General features: G+C 67.5%; 14 protein-coding genes and 1 tRNA gene. 10 read left to right on the forward strand and 5 right to left on the reverse strand.

Annotated features, from left to right (window positions below; genetic code table 11):
* Positions 1-9 precede the first annotated feature (9 nt).
* Complete coding sequence (locus ACTZWU_RS13055; protein WP_444737796.1) at positions 10-915, reverse strand: MBL fold metallo-hydrolase; 906 nt, start codon at positions 913-915, stop codon at positions 10-12.
* A 121-nt stretch (positions 916-1,036) separates the two neighbouring features.
* Here ACTZWU_RS13055 and ACTZWU_RS13060 point away from each other — a divergent pair, with 121 nt between their 5' ends.
* Complete coding sequence (locus ACTZWU_RS13060; RefSeq protein WP_444737797.1) at positions 1,037-2,488, forward strand: TrkH family potassium uptake protein; 1,452 nt, start codon at positions 1,037-1,039, stop codon at positions 2,486-2,488.
* Between the two features lie 4 nt (positions 2,489-2,492).
* Here ACTZWU_RS13060 and ACTZWU_RS13065 read toward each other — a convergent pair whose 3' ends face one another.
* Positions 2,493-3,887, reverse strand: coding sequence for a peptidoglycan-binding domain-containing protein (locus tag ACTZWU_RS13065; RefSeq protein WP_444737798.1), 1,395 nt, complete (start codon positions 3,885-3,887; stop codon positions 2,493-2,495).
* A gap of 120 nt (positions 3,888-4,007) precedes the next feature.
* Between ACTZWU_RS13065 and ACTZWU_RS13070 the strand changes: the two genes are divergently transcribed.
* From ACTZWU_RS13070 to glyS, 3 genes are read left to right on the forward strand one after another with little or no spacing between them, the layout of a single operon-like run.
* On the forward strand, positions 4,008-4,928 hold the full coding sequence (locus ACTZWU_RS13070) for a glycine--tRNA ligase subunit alpha (protein WP_444737799.1): 921 nt from the start codon (positions 4,008-4,010) through the stop codon (positions 4,926-4,928).
* Positions 4,925-5,401: a DUF6446 family protein gene (locus ACTZWU_RS13075; protein ID WP_444737800.1), complete on the forward strand. Its 477-nt coding sequence runs from the start codon at positions 4,925-4,927 to the stop codon at positions 5,399-5,401. The genes ACTZWU_RS13070 and ACTZWU_RS13075 overlap by 4 nt, the downstream gene beginning before the upstream one ends.
* Positions 5,401-7,632 carry a glycine--tRNA ligase subunit beta gene (gene glyS / locus ACTZWU_RS13080; protein ID WP_444737801.1) on the forward strand — a complete coding sequence of 744 codons (2,232 nt, stop codon included), beginning with the start codon at positions 5,401-5,403 and terminating at the stop codon, positions 7,630-7,632. Before ACTZWU_RS13075 ends, glyS begins: the two co-directional genes overlap by 1 nt.
* 139 nt (positions 7,633-7,771) lie before the next feature.
* On the opposite strand, the gene ACTZWU_RS13085 is transcribed toward glyS, so the two are convergent.
* Positions 7,772-7,848: transfer RNA gene (locus ACTZWU_RS13085), tRNA-Ile, on the reverse strand.
* Between the two features lie 107 nt (positions 7,849-7,955).
* On the opposite strand from ACTZWU_RS13085, the gene purM reads away from it, so the two are divergent.
* Positions 7,956-8,996 carry a phosphoribosylformylglycinamidine cyclo-ligase gene (purM, locus tag ACTZWU_RS13090; protein ID WP_444737802.1) on the forward strand — a complete coding sequence of 347 codons (1,041 nt, stop codon included), beginning with the start codon at positions 7,956-7,958 and terminating at the stop codon, positions 8,994-8,996.
* Positions 8,993-9,586 (forward strand): phosphoribosylglycinamide formyltransferase, encoded by a 594-nt coding sequence (gene purN, locus ACTZWU_RS13095; protein ID WP_444737803.1) that lies wholly within the window; start codon positions 8,993-8,995, stop codon positions 9,584-9,586. The genes purM and purN overlap by 4 nt, the downstream gene beginning before the upstream one ends.
* A gap of 73 nt (positions 9,587-9,659) precedes the next feature.
* Here the strand turns inward: purN and ACTZWU_RS13100 are convergent, their stop codons facing one another.
* Positions 9,660-10,586 (reverse strand): class I fructose-bisphosphate aldolase, encoded by a 927-nt coding sequence (locus ACTZWU_RS13100; RefSeq protein WP_444737804.1) that lies wholly within the window; start codon positions 10,584-10,586, stop codon positions 9,660-9,662.
* A gap of 226 nt (positions 10,587-10,812) precedes the next feature.
* Here ACTZWU_RS13100 and ACTZWU_RS13105 point away from each other — a divergent pair, with 226 nt between their 5' ends.
* Positions 10,813-11,289 carry a hypothetical protein gene (locus ACTZWU_RS13105; protein WP_444737805.1) on the forward strand — a complete coding sequence of 159 codons (477 nt, stop codon included), beginning with the start codon at positions 10,813-10,815 and terminating at the stop codon, positions 11,287-11,289.
* A gap of 59 nt (positions 11,290-11,348) precedes the next feature.
* On the opposite strand, the gene ACTZWU_RS13110 is transcribed toward ACTZWU_RS13105, so the two are convergent.
* Positions 11,349-12,551 (reverse strand): phosphoglycerate kinase, encoded by a 1,203-nt coding sequence (locus ACTZWU_RS13110; RefSeq protein WP_444737806.1) that lies wholly within the window; start codon positions 12,549-12,551, stop codon positions 11,349-11,351.
* A gap of 182 nt (positions 12,552-12,733) precedes the next feature.
* Between ACTZWU_RS13110 and ACTZWU_RS13115 the strand changes: the two genes are divergently transcribed.
* From ACTZWU_RS13115 to ACTZWU_RS13125, 3 genes are all read left to right on the forward strand, one after another.
* Positions 12,734-13,240, forward strand: coding sequence for a peptidylprolyl isomerase (locus ACTZWU_RS13115; protein ID WP_444737807.1), 507 nt, complete (start codon positions 12,734-12,736; stop codon positions 13,238-13,240).
* Positions 13,233-13,844, forward strand: coding sequence for a peptidylprolyl isomerase (locus ACTZWU_RS13120; RefSeq protein ID WP_444737808.1), 612 nt, complete (start codon positions 13,233-13,235; stop codon positions 13,842-13,844). Before ACTZWU_RS13115 ends, ACTZWU_RS13120 begins: the two co-directional genes overlap by 8 nt.
* Before the next feature lie 92 nt (positions 13,845-13,936).
* Positions 13,937-16,480, forward strand: coding sequence for a putative PEP-binding protein (locus ACTZWU_RS13125; protein ID WP_444737809.1), 2,544 nt, complete (start codon positions 13,937-13,939; stop codon positions 16,478-16,480).
* Positions 16,481-16,834 lie beyond the last annotated feature (354 nt).

Raw genomic sequence — 16,834 nt, forward strand, 5'->3', positions numbered from 1 at the left:
TCTTTCGCGTCAGAGGCCGTTCACAGGGACTTTCAGCATGGGGCGCCCGTCGGCGTCCCTGGGGATCTCGCCCGCGCGCATGTTCACCTGCAAGGACGGGATGATCAGCCGCGGGACGTCAAGCTGCGCGTCGCGTTCGGTGCGGAAGGCGATGAAATCCTCGCGCGTCTTGCCCTCGCCGACATGGATGTTGTGGGCCTTTTCCTCGGCAACGGTCGTCTCCCACTGGATGTCGCGCCCGTTCGGGCCGTAATCGTGGCACATGAACAGCCGCGTCTCGTCGGGCAGCGACAGGACGCGTTGGATGCTGTCATACAGCACCCCCGCATCGCCGCCGGGGAAATCGGCGCGGGCAGAGCCTCCGTCCGGCATGAACAGCGTGTCGCCCACAAAGGCCGCGTCGCCCATCACATGGGTCATGCAGGCAGGCGTGTGGCCGGGCGTGTGAAAGGCGAAACAGCGCATCTGGCCGACCTGGTATTCGTCACCATCCTCGAACAGGCGGTCGAACTGGCTGCCGTCGCGCTGAAATTCGGTGCCTTCGTTGAAAATCTTTCCGAAAACGTCCTGCACGATCAGGATATTCGCGCCGATCCCGATCTTGCCGCCCAGCTTCTGCTGGATATAGGGCGCGGCGGACAGGTGGTCGGCATGGACATGGGTCTCGATGATCCATTCCAGCGACAGGCCGCGGGCCTCGATCTCGGCGATCAGGGCGTCGGCGTGGTCATAGGTGATCCGCCCGGCCGCATAGTCGATGTCCATGACGGAATCGACGATGGCGCAGGCATTCGAGGCCGGGTCCTTGACGATGTAGCTGATCGTGTTCGTCTGCGGGTCGAAATGGGCCGACACGTCGGGACGCAGACCAAGGTCGACGGCGGGCAACGGCTTGAGGGGGGCGGGCGTGGTCATGGGGCTCTCCTGCTGCGGTCATCATCCTGTTGCACCCATATACGTATTCCAAAAAATGAATTCAAGGTGGGCCCTTCGGCCGCGCTTGACGCGCGCAACCGGCAGAGGCAAGCAGTCTGCCATGATCGACCTGCGCCCCGTAGCCCACCCGATTGGAAAGATCGTCGTCGTGCTGGGCGCGGCGATGCTGGCACCGATGCTGGTCGATCTGTGGCAGGGGAACCCGCATTGGCAGGTCTTTCTGGAATGCGCGGTCATTACCATGGTCGCAGGGGCTTTGATCACGGTGGCGACGCGCGGGGAATACACCTCGCTGAAACTGCAACAGGCCTTTCTGCTGACCTCGGGGCTGTGGCTGGTCATCCCGATCTTCGGCGCCCTGCCTTTCGTGCTGGGCGAGCCGCGCGCGAGTTTCACCGACGCCTTCTTCGAGGCGATGTCGGGCGTCACCACCACCGGCACCACGGCCTTTCCGGCGCTGGACGGGCTGCCGCGCGGCACGCATCTGTGGCGGGCGCTGCTGCAATGGATGGGCGGTCTGGGGATCGTCGTGGTGGCGATGGTCTTTCTGCCCGTCATGCGGGTCGGCGGGATGCAGTTCTTCCGGTCCGAAGGCTTCGACACGCTTGGCAAGGTCCTGCCCCGCGCCCGCACCATCGCCGGAGAGATGACCGCCGTCTATCTGGCCCTGACCGGGGCCTGCGCGCTGACCTATCTGGCGCTTGGGATGACCGGGTTCGACGCGGCGGTCCATGCGCTGACCACGACCTCGACCGGGGGGTTCTCGAATTACGATGCCAGTTTCGGGGCCTATCTGGGCGGGCCGGAATGGGCGGCCTCGGTCTTCATGATCCTGGCCTCGATCCCGTTCATCCGCATGGTGCAGGCGATGCGCGGCGATCTTGACCCGATCTGGCGCGACAGCCAGATCCGCGCCTATCTGCGCTGGATCACCTATGCCTGCGTGATCATCATCCTCTATCGGCTGCTTTACGTCCATCGCGGCGTCCCCGTCGAGGAAGTGCTGCGAGAGACCGTCTTCAACACGATCACGATCTTTTCGGGGACGGGCTATGCCTCGACCGATGTGCTGGCCTGGGGGCATCTGCCGCTGGCGCTGCTGATCATCGTCGGGCTGATCGGGGGCTGCACGGGTTCGACGGGCTGTTCGGTCAAGGTGTTCCGCTACCTGATCCTGCTACAGGCGGTGCGCGCCCAGATTCGGCGGATGCATTCGCCGCACCGCGTCTATCCTCTGCGTTACGAGGGTCGCCCGCTGGACCGCGATGTCGTCAATTCGGTCATGGCCTTCTTCACGCTGTTCATGCTGACCTTCGGCCTGCTGATCGTGGGCCTGTCGCTCACCGGGCTGCATCCGCGCACCGCGCTGACCGCCGCTTGGACGGCGATCGCCAATATCGGCCCGGTCTGGGGGCCCGAGATCACGCGCAACGGGTCCGTCGCGGAATTTCCCGAACCGGCCAAGATCCTGATGATCATCGGCATGTATCTGGGCCGGCTGGAGCTGGTCTCGGTCCTGGTCCTGCTGATGCCGCGCTTCTGGCGCGGCTGAGGCGTCAGGGCGTGACCGGCGCGGCGGGGGCATCCTCGCCCGCGGCAGGGGCAAAGCGGTCAAGGCTGTCGGACAGTTCCGCCGCGATCCGGGTCTGCGTCTCGGGGTCCGATGCGGGCCAGATCAGCACCCAGCCCTCGGCCCGGCCGTCGCGGACGCGGCCCTCGGCCTCGCCGCGATGGGCCTCGTTCTCGCCGCGCAGATGGACATGGCCCTGCCGGATCACGCGCTCGGGGCTGGGCACCCAGCCAAGCGCGGTCACAAGCCCGGCCAGATCCAGCAATTCCTGCTGACCTCCCTTCTGGCTGAAGAGGATCAGCGCCGCCCCGGAATCATTAGCCGGGCCATAGATCGACAGCGCACGTTCCGCCCGGTCGAAGACCAGCGCCGACAGGGGCGCCGTGACGGACAGGCCCGTCGCCTCGTCGCGCAATTCGGCCAGCCCCATGCGGTCGCGCCATTCGGCCCGCGCCTCGGTCAAAAGGCGCATGGCGGTGCCGGGATCGGTGGCGCGGCGGGCGGTGGCGATCTCGGCGCGGATGGCGGCCTGCGTCATCGGGCCGTCCTTGCCGTCGATGGCACCGGTGTAATGGCCCGCCCAACGCAGCGCGCGCTGCACATCCTCAAGCGGCGGCAGAGGCTCGGGGGCGCCCGGCGCGGGCAGGTCCGGGGCGCCCGCCTCGACCAGCGGCGCGCCAAGGCTGTCCGCACCCGTCACGACCGCGTCCGAGGGGATCATCTCGGCGGTTTTCAGAACCGGCGCCCAGGCCTCGGCGACCTCGGGCGACAGGGGGCCAAGCGCCAGCGCGAACCAGCCATCGGGCAAGTCCCAGAGCCAGGCGTCGCCGAACTCGGCCTGCCAGCGCGCCAGCGCCTCGCGGGCCTCGGCTTCGGTCTCGAAGGCTTCGAGGCGAATAAAGCGCCCCTCGGGCAGCACCGGTTCGGGCGCGGCCTCGGGTTCGGGTTCGGGTTCTGCCTCTGCGACGGCTTCTGGCTCAGCAATGGGTTCCGCTTCTGCGACCGCCTCGGGTGCGGGCTCGACAGCAGTCTCGGACACAATCGCGGACGCAGGCTCGCCGACAGGGGCAACGCCCACAGGTTGCAGCACGGTGCTGGCAGGCGGCTGGCTGACGAAGGCATCGCCCGGCACCTCGCGCGCAGCACGCAGATCGGCCAGCAGCGCCTCGGCCTCAGCCCGGTCCAGCGGCCCAAGCGCGATCCCGGTCCAGCCCCCCGGCAAGGGCAGCGTCACCACATTGTCGAAGCGCTCCGCCCAGCCTGCGGCGGCTTCGGCGGCGGCGGCCTGGCTGCGCTTGGCCTCCAGCCGGATCACCGCGCCCTCGGCCATGGCCTGCATCGGCAGCATCCCTGCCAGAACGATCACACCCAAGTGCCGCATGCCCGCTGTCCCCATCTGTTGCCCGGCTGCGGCGCGTTGGCCCGCCAGCCTTTATTGACCCTGCCCCGCCCGGCGCCTAGAAGGCGCGGGCAGGCCCGATCTACCCAAAAGGACGCCCCCATGACCAGCCCCAACCGTCCCCGCAGCTTTCAGGAGATTATCCTGCGCCTGCAAGGCTACTGGGCGCAGCAGGGTTGCGCCGTGCTGCAACCCTACGACATGGAGGTCGGCGCGGGCACCTTCCACCCGGCAACCACCTTGCGCGCCCTGGGCCAGCGGGCATGGGCCGCGGCATACGTCCAGCCCTCGCGCCGCCCGACCGACGGCCGCTATGGCGAGAACCCGAACCGGTTGCAGCATTATTACCAGTATCAGGTCATCATCAAACCCTCGCCCCCCGATCTGCAGGACCTGTATCTGGGCAGCCTGCGCGCCATCGGGCTGGACCCGATGGTCCATGACGTCCGCTTCGTCGAGGATGACTGGGAATCCCCCACCCTCGGCGCATGGGGTCTGGGCTGGGAGGTCTGGTGCGACGGAATGGAGGTCAGCCAGTTCACCTATTTCCAGCAGGTCGGCGGGCATGATTGCCGCCCCGTCTCGGGCGAGCTGACCTATGGTCTGGAACGGCTGGCGATGTATGTGCTGGGGGTCGAGCATGTGATGGACATGCCCTTCAACGACCCCGACGCGCCCATCCCGCTGAGCTATGGCGACATCTTCCGCCAGACCGAACAGGAATACAGCCGCTGGAACTTCGATCAGGCCGATACCGAGATGCTGTTCCAGCACTTCAAGGATGCCGAGGCCGAATGCGCCCGCATCCTGTCCGCCGCCGAGACCGACAGCGCCGGGCGCCGTATCCCGATGGCGCATCCGGCCTATGATCAGGCGATCAAGGCCAGCCATCTGTTCAACCTGCTGGATGCGCGCGGCGTCATCAGCGTGACCGAGCGTCAGGCCTATATCGGCCGGGTCCGCGCGCTGGCCAAGGGCTGCGCCGATCTGTTCCTGACGACCGACGCGGCGGGGGCGGCATGAACTGGGGCAAGATCGCGATCGTCACCCTGTTGGGTGGCGGCATCGCTGCGGGCGCGGGCGTCTGGTACACGCAGGAATACGCCTTCTTCGACCGCATCGACCCGGCCTCGCCCGAGGCCGAGATCAGCGTCGAGACCGCGACCGGCCCTGTCCCCCTGACCCTGACCGCGTTCGAGGGGATCAACGCCGACAGCTCGCCCATCCGCTGGCGCATCTGCGCGCGGGCCGAGACGCTGCCCGAAGGCATGATCCCGGCCCCGAATTCGCTGCCCCTGAACGGGCCGCGCTGGTTTTCCTGCTATGACGCCCCGCAGATCGGCGCGGACCTGCAATCGGGCACAGCCACCGCATGGCTGGCCCAATCCGAGGTGCGCCCTGACGTGGACCGCATCCTCGTGACCTACCCGGATGGCCGCGTCTTTGGCTGGCATGAATACAACGAAAAGAACCCGGAACGCGGAGTGATGGACTGATGCCCGACCTTCTGATCGAGCTTTTCTCGGAAGAGATCCCCGCCCGGATGCAGGCCCGCGCGCGCGAGGACCTCAAGCGCCTGATCACCGACGGCCTGGTCGAGGCCGGTCTGACCTATGCCAGCGCCGGCGCCTTCAGCACGCCGCGCCGCCTTGCGCTGACCGTCGAGGGGCTGAGCGCCGCCAGCCCCACCACGCGCGAGGAACGCAAGGGCCCCCGCACCGACGCCCCCGAGGCCGCGCTGGAAGGCTTCCTGCGCTCGACCGGCCTGACGCGCGACCAGCTGGAAGCGCGCGACGACAAGAAGGGTCAGGTCTGGTTCGCCACGATCACCAAGCCCGGCCGCCCCGCCGCCGAGATCGTGGCCGAGGTTCTGGATGCCACGATCCGCAACTTCCCCTGGCCCAAATCCATGCGTTGGGGCGCGGGGTCCTTGCGTTGGGTGCGGCCGCTTCATTCGATCCTGTGCATCCTGAGCGACGAGGCGGGCGCCTCGGTCGTGCCGCTGGAGGTGGACGGCATCGTCTCGGGCAACACGACGCGCGGGCATCGCTTCATGGCGCCGGATGCCTTTGCGGTGACGGGCTTTGACGATTACGCCGCGAAACTGCGCCGCGCCAAGGTGATGCTGGATGCCGAGGAACGCGCCAGCGAGATCCGCGCACAGGCCGAGAACCTGGCCTTTGCGCGCGGCTGGCAGATCGTCCCCGATGACGGGCTTCTGGCCGAGGTCGCGGGCCTTGTCGAATGGCCCGTTCCCCTGATGGGCGTGATCGAGGACCGCTTTCTGTCCCTGCCCCCCGAGGTTCTGCAAACCTCGATGAAGGAACACCAGAAGTTCTTTTCCGCCCTGAACCCCGCCACCGGCCGGATCGAGGGTTTTGTTACCGTCGCCAATATCGAGACCCCCGACGACGGCGCCACGATCCTTGCGGGCAACCAGCGCGTTCTGGCCGCCCGCCTGTCGGACGCCGCCTTCTTCTGGGAAAACGACCTGCGCGAGGCGGAATCGGAGATGACCGCCTGGACCGATGGCCTGGCCTCGGTCACATTCCACAACAAGCTGGGCTCGCAGGCCGACCGCGTGGCCCGCATCGCGGCGCTGGCGCGCGAGATCGCGCCGCTGGTCGGCGCCGACGCGACCCAGGCCGAACGCGCCGCGCGTCTGGCCAAGCTGGACCTGCGGTCCGCGATGGTGGGCGAGTTCCCCGAACTGCAAGGCATCATGGGCCGCTACTACGCGCTGGAGGCCGGCGAGCCTGCCGCCATCGCCGACGCGGCGCGCGACCATTACTCGCCGCTTGGCCCCTCGGACGCGGTGCCGACCGCGCCCGTCTCGGTCGCCGTGGCGCTGGCCGACAAGATCGACACGCTGACGGGGTTCTGGGCGATCGGTGAAAAGCCCACCGGGTCGAAGGACCCGTTCGCCTTGCGGCGGGCGGCTTTGGGGGTGATCAGGCTCATCCTTCAGAATGGCTCCTTGCTCCCGCTGTTGAAATTTCTTCCCGTTAGGATCGGAGCGCATATTTCGCGCATCGCAGTTGACGATTTCGCCGCGCCATTGGCTCACGCAAAAGACGCCTTCATCGGCGCGGGATATGTCGAGATTGCAGATGTCCTAACCAAGTTCGAGCTATCCACCCTTGACGGTTTCGCCGCCGAGGAAAACCTTGAAGAACTCGCGCAAGTTTCCTTCATGGGTAGCGCCGACCTCCTCTCCTTCCTCCACGACCGCCTCAAGGTCTATCTCCGCGACCAGGGCATCCGGCACGACATCATCGACGCCGTGCTGGCGCAGGACGGCAATGACGACCTCGTGCGCGTGGTGGCGCGGGCGACGGCGCTGAACGACATGCTGGCGACGGATGACGGGCGGAACCTGACCCAGGGCCTGAAACGCGCAGGCAACATCCTGACCCAGGCCGAGGACAAGGACGGCGTCGAATACAGCTTTGGCGCCGACCCGAAATTCGCGGAAACCGAGGCCGAACGTGCGCTTTTCGCCGCACTCGACCGCGCCGATCCCGCGATCCGCGCCGCGATGGAGGCCGAGGATTACCCAGCCGCCATGACCGCCATCGCGGCCCTGCGCGCGCCCATCGACGCCTTCTTCGAGGCCGTTCAGGTGAATACCGACAACCAGATCGTGCGGCGCAACCGCCTGAACCTGCTGTCGCGCATCCGCGAGGCCGGCCGCCAGATCGCCGACTTCACCCGGATCGAGGGCTGACGAAAGCCCCTGCCCCGCCGGTCCGGACCTCCGAATCGGCGGGCATCCCCCGGCGCACCGTGACTACCTGAACAGAGGCTGGCGAGCGGCCGCAGGGCCGGATGCCGGGCGCGCAGAACCTGCGGAAACAGACGGCGGATGGTAGGCCCGGAGGGACTTGAACCCCCAACCAAGGCGTTATGAGCGCCCTGCTCTGACCAATTGAGCTACAGGCCCGCCAGCCATGCCGGGTTAATCCCGCAAGGCAGGCGGGTCAAGCACCTCGGGCGTTGCCCCGCCGCCCTGCTTGGGCTATCGCGTGCGAAACTCAGCCGGGGGCCGCCATGACGAAGAACGGGATCAGCTATCGCGATGCAGGCGTCGATATCGACGCGGGGAACGCGCTGGTCGAACGGATCAAACCCGCCGCCGCCGCGACGCAGCGGCCCGGCGTGATGGACGCGCTTGGCGGCTTTGGGGCGCTCTTTGACCTCAAGGCGGCGGGCTATGACGATCCGATCCTTGTCGCCGCGACCGACGGCGTGGGCACCAAGCTGCGTATCGGCATCGACACCGGCCATCTGGACGGTCTGGGGCAGGATCTGGTCGCCATGTGCGTCAACGATCTGGTCTGCCAGGGGGCCGAACCGCTGTTCTTCCTGGACTATTTCGCCACCGGCAAGCTGTCGGTCGATGAGGGCGCCCGCGTCGTCGAAGGCATCGCACGCGGCTGCAAGGCGGCGGGCTGCGCGCTGATCGGCGGCGAGACGGCCGAGATGCCCGGCATGTATCACGACGGCGATTTCGACCTGGCGGGCTTTGCCGTCGGCGCGATGAACCGGGGCGCGGCGCTGCCCTCGGGTGTGGCTGCGGGCGATGTGCTGCTGGGCCTCGCCTCGGACGGGGTGCATTCGAACGGCTATTCGCTGGTCCGCAAGGTTGCGGAACATGCCGGGCTTGGCTGGGCGGACAAGGCGCCCTTTGCCGACACTTCTCTGGGCGAGGCGCTGCTGGTTCCGACCCGCCTTTACGTCCGCCCCGCCCTGGCGGCGATCCGCGCGGGCGGCGTGCATGCGCTGGCCCATATCACCGGCGGTGGCCTGACCGAGAACCTGCCCCGCGTCCTGCCCAAGGATCTGGGCGCCGATATCGACCTTGGCGCCTGGTCGCTGCCACCGGTCTTTGCCTGGCTCGCGCAGGCGGGCGGAATCGAACAGGCCGAGATGCTCAAGACCTTCAACAGCGGCATCGGCATGATCCTCGTCGTCAGCCCCGACCGCGCCGAGGCGCTGGCCGCGGTGCTGGCCGAGGCGGGCGAAAGCGTGCATCGCATTGGCCATGTGACCCTGGGCGCGGGCATCCGCTATTCGGGCCGCCTTGCGTGAAACGCGTCGCGATCATGATCTCGGGGGGCGGCTCGAACATGCTGCGCCTGATCGAGGACATGAACGGCGCCCATCCCGCGCGCCCGGTCCTTGTCCTGTCGAATGATCCCCACGCGGGCGGGCTGGCCCGCGCGCGCGATCTGGGCGTGCCGACCGCCGCTGTCGATCACCGCGACTTTCCCCGCGACCGAGAGGGGTTCGAGCGCGCGATCCTTGGCCCCCTGCTCGAGGCCGAGCCCGACATCATCTGTCTGGCAGGGTTCATGCGGATCCTGACGCCGGGCTTCGTGCAGCGATTCGCGGGGCGGATGCTGAACATCCATCCCTCACTTCTGCCAAAATATCCGGGCCTCGACACCCATGCCCGCGCCATCGCCGCCGGCGATGCCGAGGCCGGATGCAGCGTCCACGAGGTCATTCCCGAACTGGATGCCGGCCCGATCCTCGGGCAGGCCCGCGTTCGTATCCTGCCGGGTGACGATGCGGCCAGCCTTGCCGCGCGCGTGCTGGTCGAGGAACACCGGCTCTATCCCGCCGTGCTGCGCCGCTTTGCCGCCGGGGACCGCACGCCCGTCCTGACAGGCCCCTGAACGCGAAACCGCCCGCCTTTTCGGGCGGGCGGTTCGCATCACGGTGCCGGATGGCGCCCGAAGGCGCCCCCGATCAGGCGCCTTTATAGATATCGACCAGCTTCTGCAGCATCTCCAGCGCATCCTCGCGCGAGCGCTGGAAGCTGTTGCGGCCGATGATCGAGCCGTTGCCGCCGCCGTCGCGGATCGCGCGCGCATCGTCATAGACCGCATCCGCGCCCTTGGCCGCCCCGCCCGAAAAGACCACGATGCGGCGGCCGCCGAAGCTGGCCTCCATGCAGTGACGCACGCGGGCGGCCTGGGTGGCGATGTCGATGCCCTTGTCCTCATAGACCTTCTTGGCCTCGGGCAGCATCAGGTGGTCGGTGGACAGCTTGATCTTGATGATATGCGCGCCAATCAGGGCCGCGATCTGGGCGGCATAGGCGGCGACATCGATCGCCGTCTCGCCGTCCTTGGTGATCGCCTCGCCGCGCGGATAGGACCAGATGACGGTCGCCACGCCCTTGGCGGCGGCTTCCTTGCGCATCTCGACGATCTCTTCGAACATGTCCAGCGCCATGTCCGAGCCCGGATAGATCGTGAAACCGATGGCCGCGCAGCCCAGACGCAGCGCGTCATCCACCGAGGCCGTGATCGCCTGGTTCTTGCCCGCCGTGCCTGACATCAGGCTGTTGGCGCTGTTGACCTTGAGGATCGTCGGGATCTGGCCCGCGAAGGTGTCGGCACCCGCCTCGATCATGCCCAGGGGGGCGGCATAGGCGTTCAGGCCCGCATCGATGGCCAGTTGGTAATGGTAATGGGGGTCGTAGCCCGCCGGGTTCGGGGCGAAGGACCGCGCCGGGCCATGTTCGAAGCCCTGATCGACGGGCAGGATGATCATCTTGCCGGTGCCCGCCAGCTTGCCGGTCATCAGCATCCGCGCAAGCTGCGCCTTCACGCCCGGCGTCTCGCCCTCGTAATTGGCCAGAATGCGGCGCACCGTGTCGGTCATCTGCATGAAACCTCTCCTCTGATGATGGCGGCTGGATAGCATGCGCGTCCCCTGCGGCAATGCTGGTTACGCTAACAGAATCAGAGGATTGACCAATGTTGCGTGATTGCCCTGCGGGCGTGCGCGGACCTGCCGGGGCGTTATCGCTAAAGTCCTAATCAAACGACGATAGGATAATTCGCGATTTCTTAACATATCTGCCGGGAGGGCCATATTCGAGAAAGGAGATATCATGTTCATGACCACCACCCTCGCCCATTACCAGTTTCCGCTGTTCGGCGCTGCGTCGTCGGCGCTTCAGACCGAGATCGGCGCGGATCAGCGCAGCCTGTTCCTGCGCCCGATCACCTCGGTCGGGTCGATGACCGAACTGGCGGGGGCCGAGGTCGTTCCGGGCGTGGAAAAGACCACCCCGCCGATGGAGTTCCGCAAGTGGATGGAATCGCTGCAACGCTACGAGGACGGCGCACGGAAACCGGCCGATTGGCATCAGCCCGCTGACGCCGCCACGGCGGCGACACCCGCCGACGGACAGGCGGACGCGCAGGATGATGGGGCGGATCTGGCCATGACCGGCGATCCCGAACCCGCCGCCCCCCAATCTGCGCCCGATGATGCCGCCCCCGGACCAGGCGGCACGCAGAGCGCCGGCACCGGCGGATCGACCCAGGGTCAGGGCGGCCTTCTGGGCGGGATCATCCGCTTCTGAACACAAAGGGGGCGGGTCTGTGCCCGCCCCCTCTGACATTGGCCCCCGGGCACGCGGTCTCAGCGGCGCGCGGCTTCCAGCGCGGCGACGCCGGGCAGGACCTTGCCCTCCATCCACTCCAGAAAGGCACCGCCCGCCGTCGAGATGAAGGTGAAGTCACCGGCCACGCCCGCCTTGTTCAGCGCCGCGACCGTATCGCCGCCCCCCGCGACCGAGACCAGCGCCCCGGCCATCGTCAGATCGGCGGCGGATTTCGCGGCGGCATTGGTGGCAGCGTCGAAAGGGTCGATCTCGAACGCGCCAAGCGGGCCGTTCCAGATCAGCGTCTTGCAGGCGGTCATGGCCTGACGCAGCGCCTCGACCGTGGCGGGACCGGCATCGAGGATCATCGCATCCTCGGGGCATTCCGCGACCGGCAGGGTCTGGTTCTCGGCGCCCGCCTTGAACTCGCGCGCGACGACGATATCGACAGGCAGGTGGATCTGGCAGCCGGTCGCCTTGGCCTTGTCCAGGATCGCGCGCGCCGTGTCGGCCATGTCGCGTTCGGCCAGCGACTTGCCGACCTCGACGCCCTGCGCCACCAGGAAGGTGTTGGCCATGCCGCCGCCGATCACCAGATGATCGACCTTGTCCACCAGGTTCATCAGCAGGTCCAGCTTGGTCGAGACCTTGGCCCCGCCGACCACCGCCATGACCGGGCGCTGCGGATTGCCAAGGGCCGCGTCCAGCGCCTTGAGTTCGGCCTCCATCAGCCGCCCGGCGCCTGCGGGGAGAAGCCGTGCCAGCGCCTCGGTCGAGGCATGCGCCCGGTGTGCGGCCGAAAAGGCGTCGTTCACATAGGCCCCGCCCAGAGCCGCCATCGAGGCCGCAAAGGTCGCATCGTTCTTTTCTTCGCCCGCATGGAAACGCGTGTTCTCCAGCAGCGCCACATCGCCCGGTTGCAGCGCGGCCACGGCGCGCTTTGCGGTGCCGCCGATGCAATCATCGGCGAAGGTCACGCTCTGGCCCAGGGCGGCCTCCAGCGCGGGGACGATCTGGCGCAGGCTCATCGAATCGACGCGCTGGCCCTTGGGGCGGTCGAAATGCGCCAGCAGGACCGGAATGCCGCCTGCCGCCTGGATGTCCTTGACGGTGGGGACGATCTTGTCGATCCGGGTCGTGTCGGTCACCTGGCCGTTCTCGACCGGGACGTTCACGTCCACGCGGGTCAGCACGACCTTACCGTGAAGTTCCATGTCGTCGATGGTGTTGAACTTGGCCATGTCGCATCCTTCCGGGCAATGGGGGGCGTTGTCGGATGGCTTGTCCCGCATGGCGGGCGGCGCGTCAACAGCGGCGAAAGCCTGCCGGACGGCCCGAACAGGACGCGCGTCACGGTTTCGCGCGTTGCCCTTGGGCGCGCCAGCGCCTAGATCATGGGGCGAACCAGGCAAAGGAGGGCCGCATGGCCGAGATCAAGGACCCGGAAAACACCATCATCATCACGCTCAAGGACGGCCCCGTCGTCATCGAGCTGCTGGCCGATGTGGCGCCCAAACATGCCGAGCGGATGAAGGAACTGGCCCGCGCCGGCGCCTATGACAACGTGGCCTTCCACCGCGTGATCGAGGGTTTCATGGCCCAGACCGGCGACGTGGCCCATGCCAACATGGAAAAGAACTTCGACATCCGCCGCGCCGGCACCGGCGGGTCGGACCTGCCGGACCTGCCGGCAGAGTTCTCGAAGCTGCCGCATGATCGCGGCACGCTCGGCGCCGCGCGCTCGCAGAACCCCAACAGCGCGAACAGCCAATTCTTCATCAACTTCAAGGACAACCATTTCCTCAACGGCCAATACACCGTCTATGGCCGCGTGATCGAGGGGATGGAGCATGTGGACAAGATCGCCCGCGGCGAGCCGCCCGCGAACCCTGACCGCATGATCAGCGTCAAGGTGGCCGCCGATGCGTAAGATCGCCCTGATCCCCGCCGCGCTGGCCCTGTCCGCCGGAATGGCGCTGGCCCAGACGAGCCCCGAGGTCGAGGACGGCCCCGGCCCGAACCTCGTGATCGAGCTGGCCGATGCCGAGGGCAATGCTAAGGGCACGATGGTGCTGGACCTCTTCGAGGACGTGGCCCCCGCCCATACCGAACGTCTGGTCGAACTGGCCCGTTCGGGCGCATATGACGGCGTCGTGTTCCACCGCGTGATCGAGGGCTTCATGGCCCAGACCGGCGATGTCGAGAATGGCCGTCAGGATGGTGACATCGCGATGGCGGGTACCGGCGGCTCGGACCTGCCGGACCTTCCGGCAGAGTTCAGCGACCGCCCCTTCCAGCGCGGCACGGTGGGCATGGCGCGTTCGATGGACCCCAACAGCGCGAACAGCCAGTTCTTCATCAACTTCGACCGCACGCCGTTCCTTGACGGGGAATACACCGTCGTCGGCCAGCTGGTCGAAGGCTGGGACGTGCTGGACCAGATCCGTCTGGGCGATCCGTCCCGCGCGGGCAATGGCCGGGTCGATTCGCCCGACTACATGGCCAGCGTGACGGTCGCGGAAAGCGCCGAGTAAGGCAGGCTGCTGAAAAGACAGGGATGAGGGGGCTGCGGCCCCCTTATTTCGCAGTTGCAGCATGACCGGCCCCTTCGCTAGACTGCCGGGCCATGGACACGCGCATCACATCCGAGACCGCCCTTATCACCCCCTCTGCGGGGATCCTGCGCGCGCGCCACGGATGGCGGGCGAAATGCCTGCAACGCCTGATCCGCATGGATCTGCCGGTCCCGCGCAGCTTCGCCCTGCCCTGCGAGACGGTCAGCGCCATCGCCGCGGGCCGCCCCTTGCCGGTCGAGGATCTGCGCAAGGTCTTTGACGGCGGCAGCGGTCTGGTCAGCGTGCGCCCCTCGGCGGTCATGCCGGAATGGGGCGGGCCGGGGACGGTGCTGAACGTGGGCATCAACGACGCGCTGCACGCCGAGTTGTCGGCACGGATGGGTGCGGCCAATGCCGATGCGATCTATCTGGCCTTCGTCCAGTCCTACGCGATCAACATCGCGCGGCTTGACCCCGACATGTTCCATCACGAGGGCGACGGCGCGCTGAGCCGCGCCCTTGCCGCCTTTGAGGCCGAGATGGACGAGCCCTTCCCCCAGGACCCCGCCCGGCAACTGGCCGAGGTCCTGCGCTCGATGGCGCGGGCCTGGGACGGGCCGACCGCGCGGCTTCTGCGTCAGGCCAAGGGTGCCCCCGCGGATGCCCCCCTCGGGTTGGTGATCCAGGAGATGGCCCTGGGCCTCGGGCCGGGTCTCTGCGGTTCGGGCACGATCCAGTTCGCCGATCCGGTGACCGGCACGCCCCGCGTCACGGGCCGCTTCCGGGGGCAAAGTCATGGAACGGCGGTCGGCGCCGGGGCCGAGACGCTGTATCTGACGCGCGACGAACGCGGCCCTTCGCTCGAGGATGTCTCGCCCGAGACCTTTGCCGACCTGATCCGCTTCGGCATCGCTGCCCGCGAAAGGCTGCGCGAGGAGATGCTGATCGAATTCGTCGTGACGGATGGCCAGGTTTCGGTCATCGACGCGACGCGGCTGGCGCGCACCTCTCGCGCGGGCGTGCGGATCGCGGTCAGCCTGGCCCGCGACGGCGTGATCCCGCCCGAAGAGGCGCTGATGCGGGTCGAACCCCGCGCGCTGGCCGATCTGCTGCACCATCAGGTCGATCCACGCGCGCCCCGCGACCTGATCACGCGCGGCATCAATGCCAGCCCCGGCGCCGCGACCGGCCGGATCGTGCTGACCGCTGCCGCCGCGCAGGCCGCCAATGCGCGCGGCGAGCCCTGCATCTTGGTGCGCCGCGAGACCGTCCCCGAGGATATCCGCGGCATGCATGCCTCGGTCGCGGTCCTGACCGAACGCGGCGGCACGACCAGCCACGCCGCCGTGATCGCGCGCGGCCTTGGTCTGCCCTGCATCGTGGGCGCGAACGGCATCCGCATCGATCTGCGCAACCGGACCCTGATCGCAGGAGGCCGCGAACTGCGCGAGGGCGACGAGATCACCATCGACGGCAGCTCGGGCGAGGTTCTGGCCGGCGCGGCCGCCCTGCTACCCCCCGCTCTGGACGACAATTTCACCCAGCTTCTGGCCTGGGCCGACGAGGCGGGCGGGATCGGCGTGCGCGCCAATGCCGACACCCCCGAGGATGCGCTGGTCGCCCGCCGGTTCGAGGCGCAGGGCATCGGCCTCTGCCGGACCGAACACATGTTCTTTGACGGCGAACGCCTGCCCGCCATGCGCGAGATGATCTTTGCCGACAGCCCCGACGACCGGCGGCTGGCGCTGGCGCGCATCCTGCCCATGCAGCGCGAGGATTTCACGCGCCTCTTCGAGATCATGGCCGGGCTGCCGGTCACGATCCGCCTGTTCGACCCGCCCCTGCACGAGTTCCTGCCCCATGACCGCGAGGGGCTGCGCGAGCTGGCCGAATCGATGGACATGCCGCTGTCGGACGTCACCCGCCGGGTCGATGCCCTGTCGGAATTCAACCCGATGCTGGGGATGCGCGGCGTCCGTCTGGGTATCACCATGCCCGAGATCTACGACATGCAGGCCCGCGCCATTTTCGAGGCCACGGTCGATGCCAGCCGCAAGGGCGATCCGGTCGTCCCCGAGATCATGATCCCGCTGGTGAGCGCCATGCGCGAGGTGGAACTGGTCAAGACCCGGATCGACGCGGTGGCCTCGGCGGTGCGAAACGAACGCCGCACCGAATTCACCTACAAGCTGGGCGTGATGGTCGAGACACCGCGCGCGGCGCTGCGCGCGGGCGACATCGCTGCCCATTCGGCGTTTCTGTCCTTCGGCACGAACGACCTGACGCAGATGACCTATGGCCTGTCGCGCGACGATGCCGGGCGCTTCATGGGAACCTATGTCAGTCAGGGCGTCTATTCCGAGGATCCGTTCCACGTTCTGGATCAGGACGGGGTCGGGGAATTGCTGCTGACCGGCGCGCAGCGCGCCCGCCGGCAATCGCCGCACATCACCATCTCGGTCTGCGGCGAGCATGGCGGCAACCCCGAATCCATCGCCTTTTGCCATGACGCGGGCTTCGATTATGTGTCCTGCTCGCCCTTCCGCGTGCCGATCGCCCGACTGGCGGCTGCGCAATCCGCCATCAGGGGCCGGTTGACGGGCGATTTCGACTGATTCTCGCTGCAAGGCGCTGAAAATAGGTCCGAAACGGGCCGTTCGAGAGGGCCGACAGGCCGAATCCCGCCCTTTTCACTTAAAATGCTTGGCGGATTCCCGCCGGTTTCCGGGGAAATGCCCGCTTTGGACGGGCTCAAGCCAATGTGGGATAGCCCATGCCTCGGCAAAGAAACTAGTCAGTCTGTCGATACGGTGCCGGGGCTCTGCTCGTTCCGGGGACGTGTTCACGCCCTGTCAACAGGTTGACACTATACAGGACTGACCATGCCAAAGCTGCTTCACCGGCTGGCTTCCGCGCTTTTATGTGCCGCTGCCGCCTCGCCACTTACGACCGGAAACGCCGCCGCAGGG

The sequence above is a fragment of the Paracoccus sp. NSM genome (genome assembly GCF_052379855.1).
Lineage (GTDB): Bacteria > Pseudomonadota > Alphaproteobacteria > Rhodobacterales > Rhodobacteraceae > Paracoccus.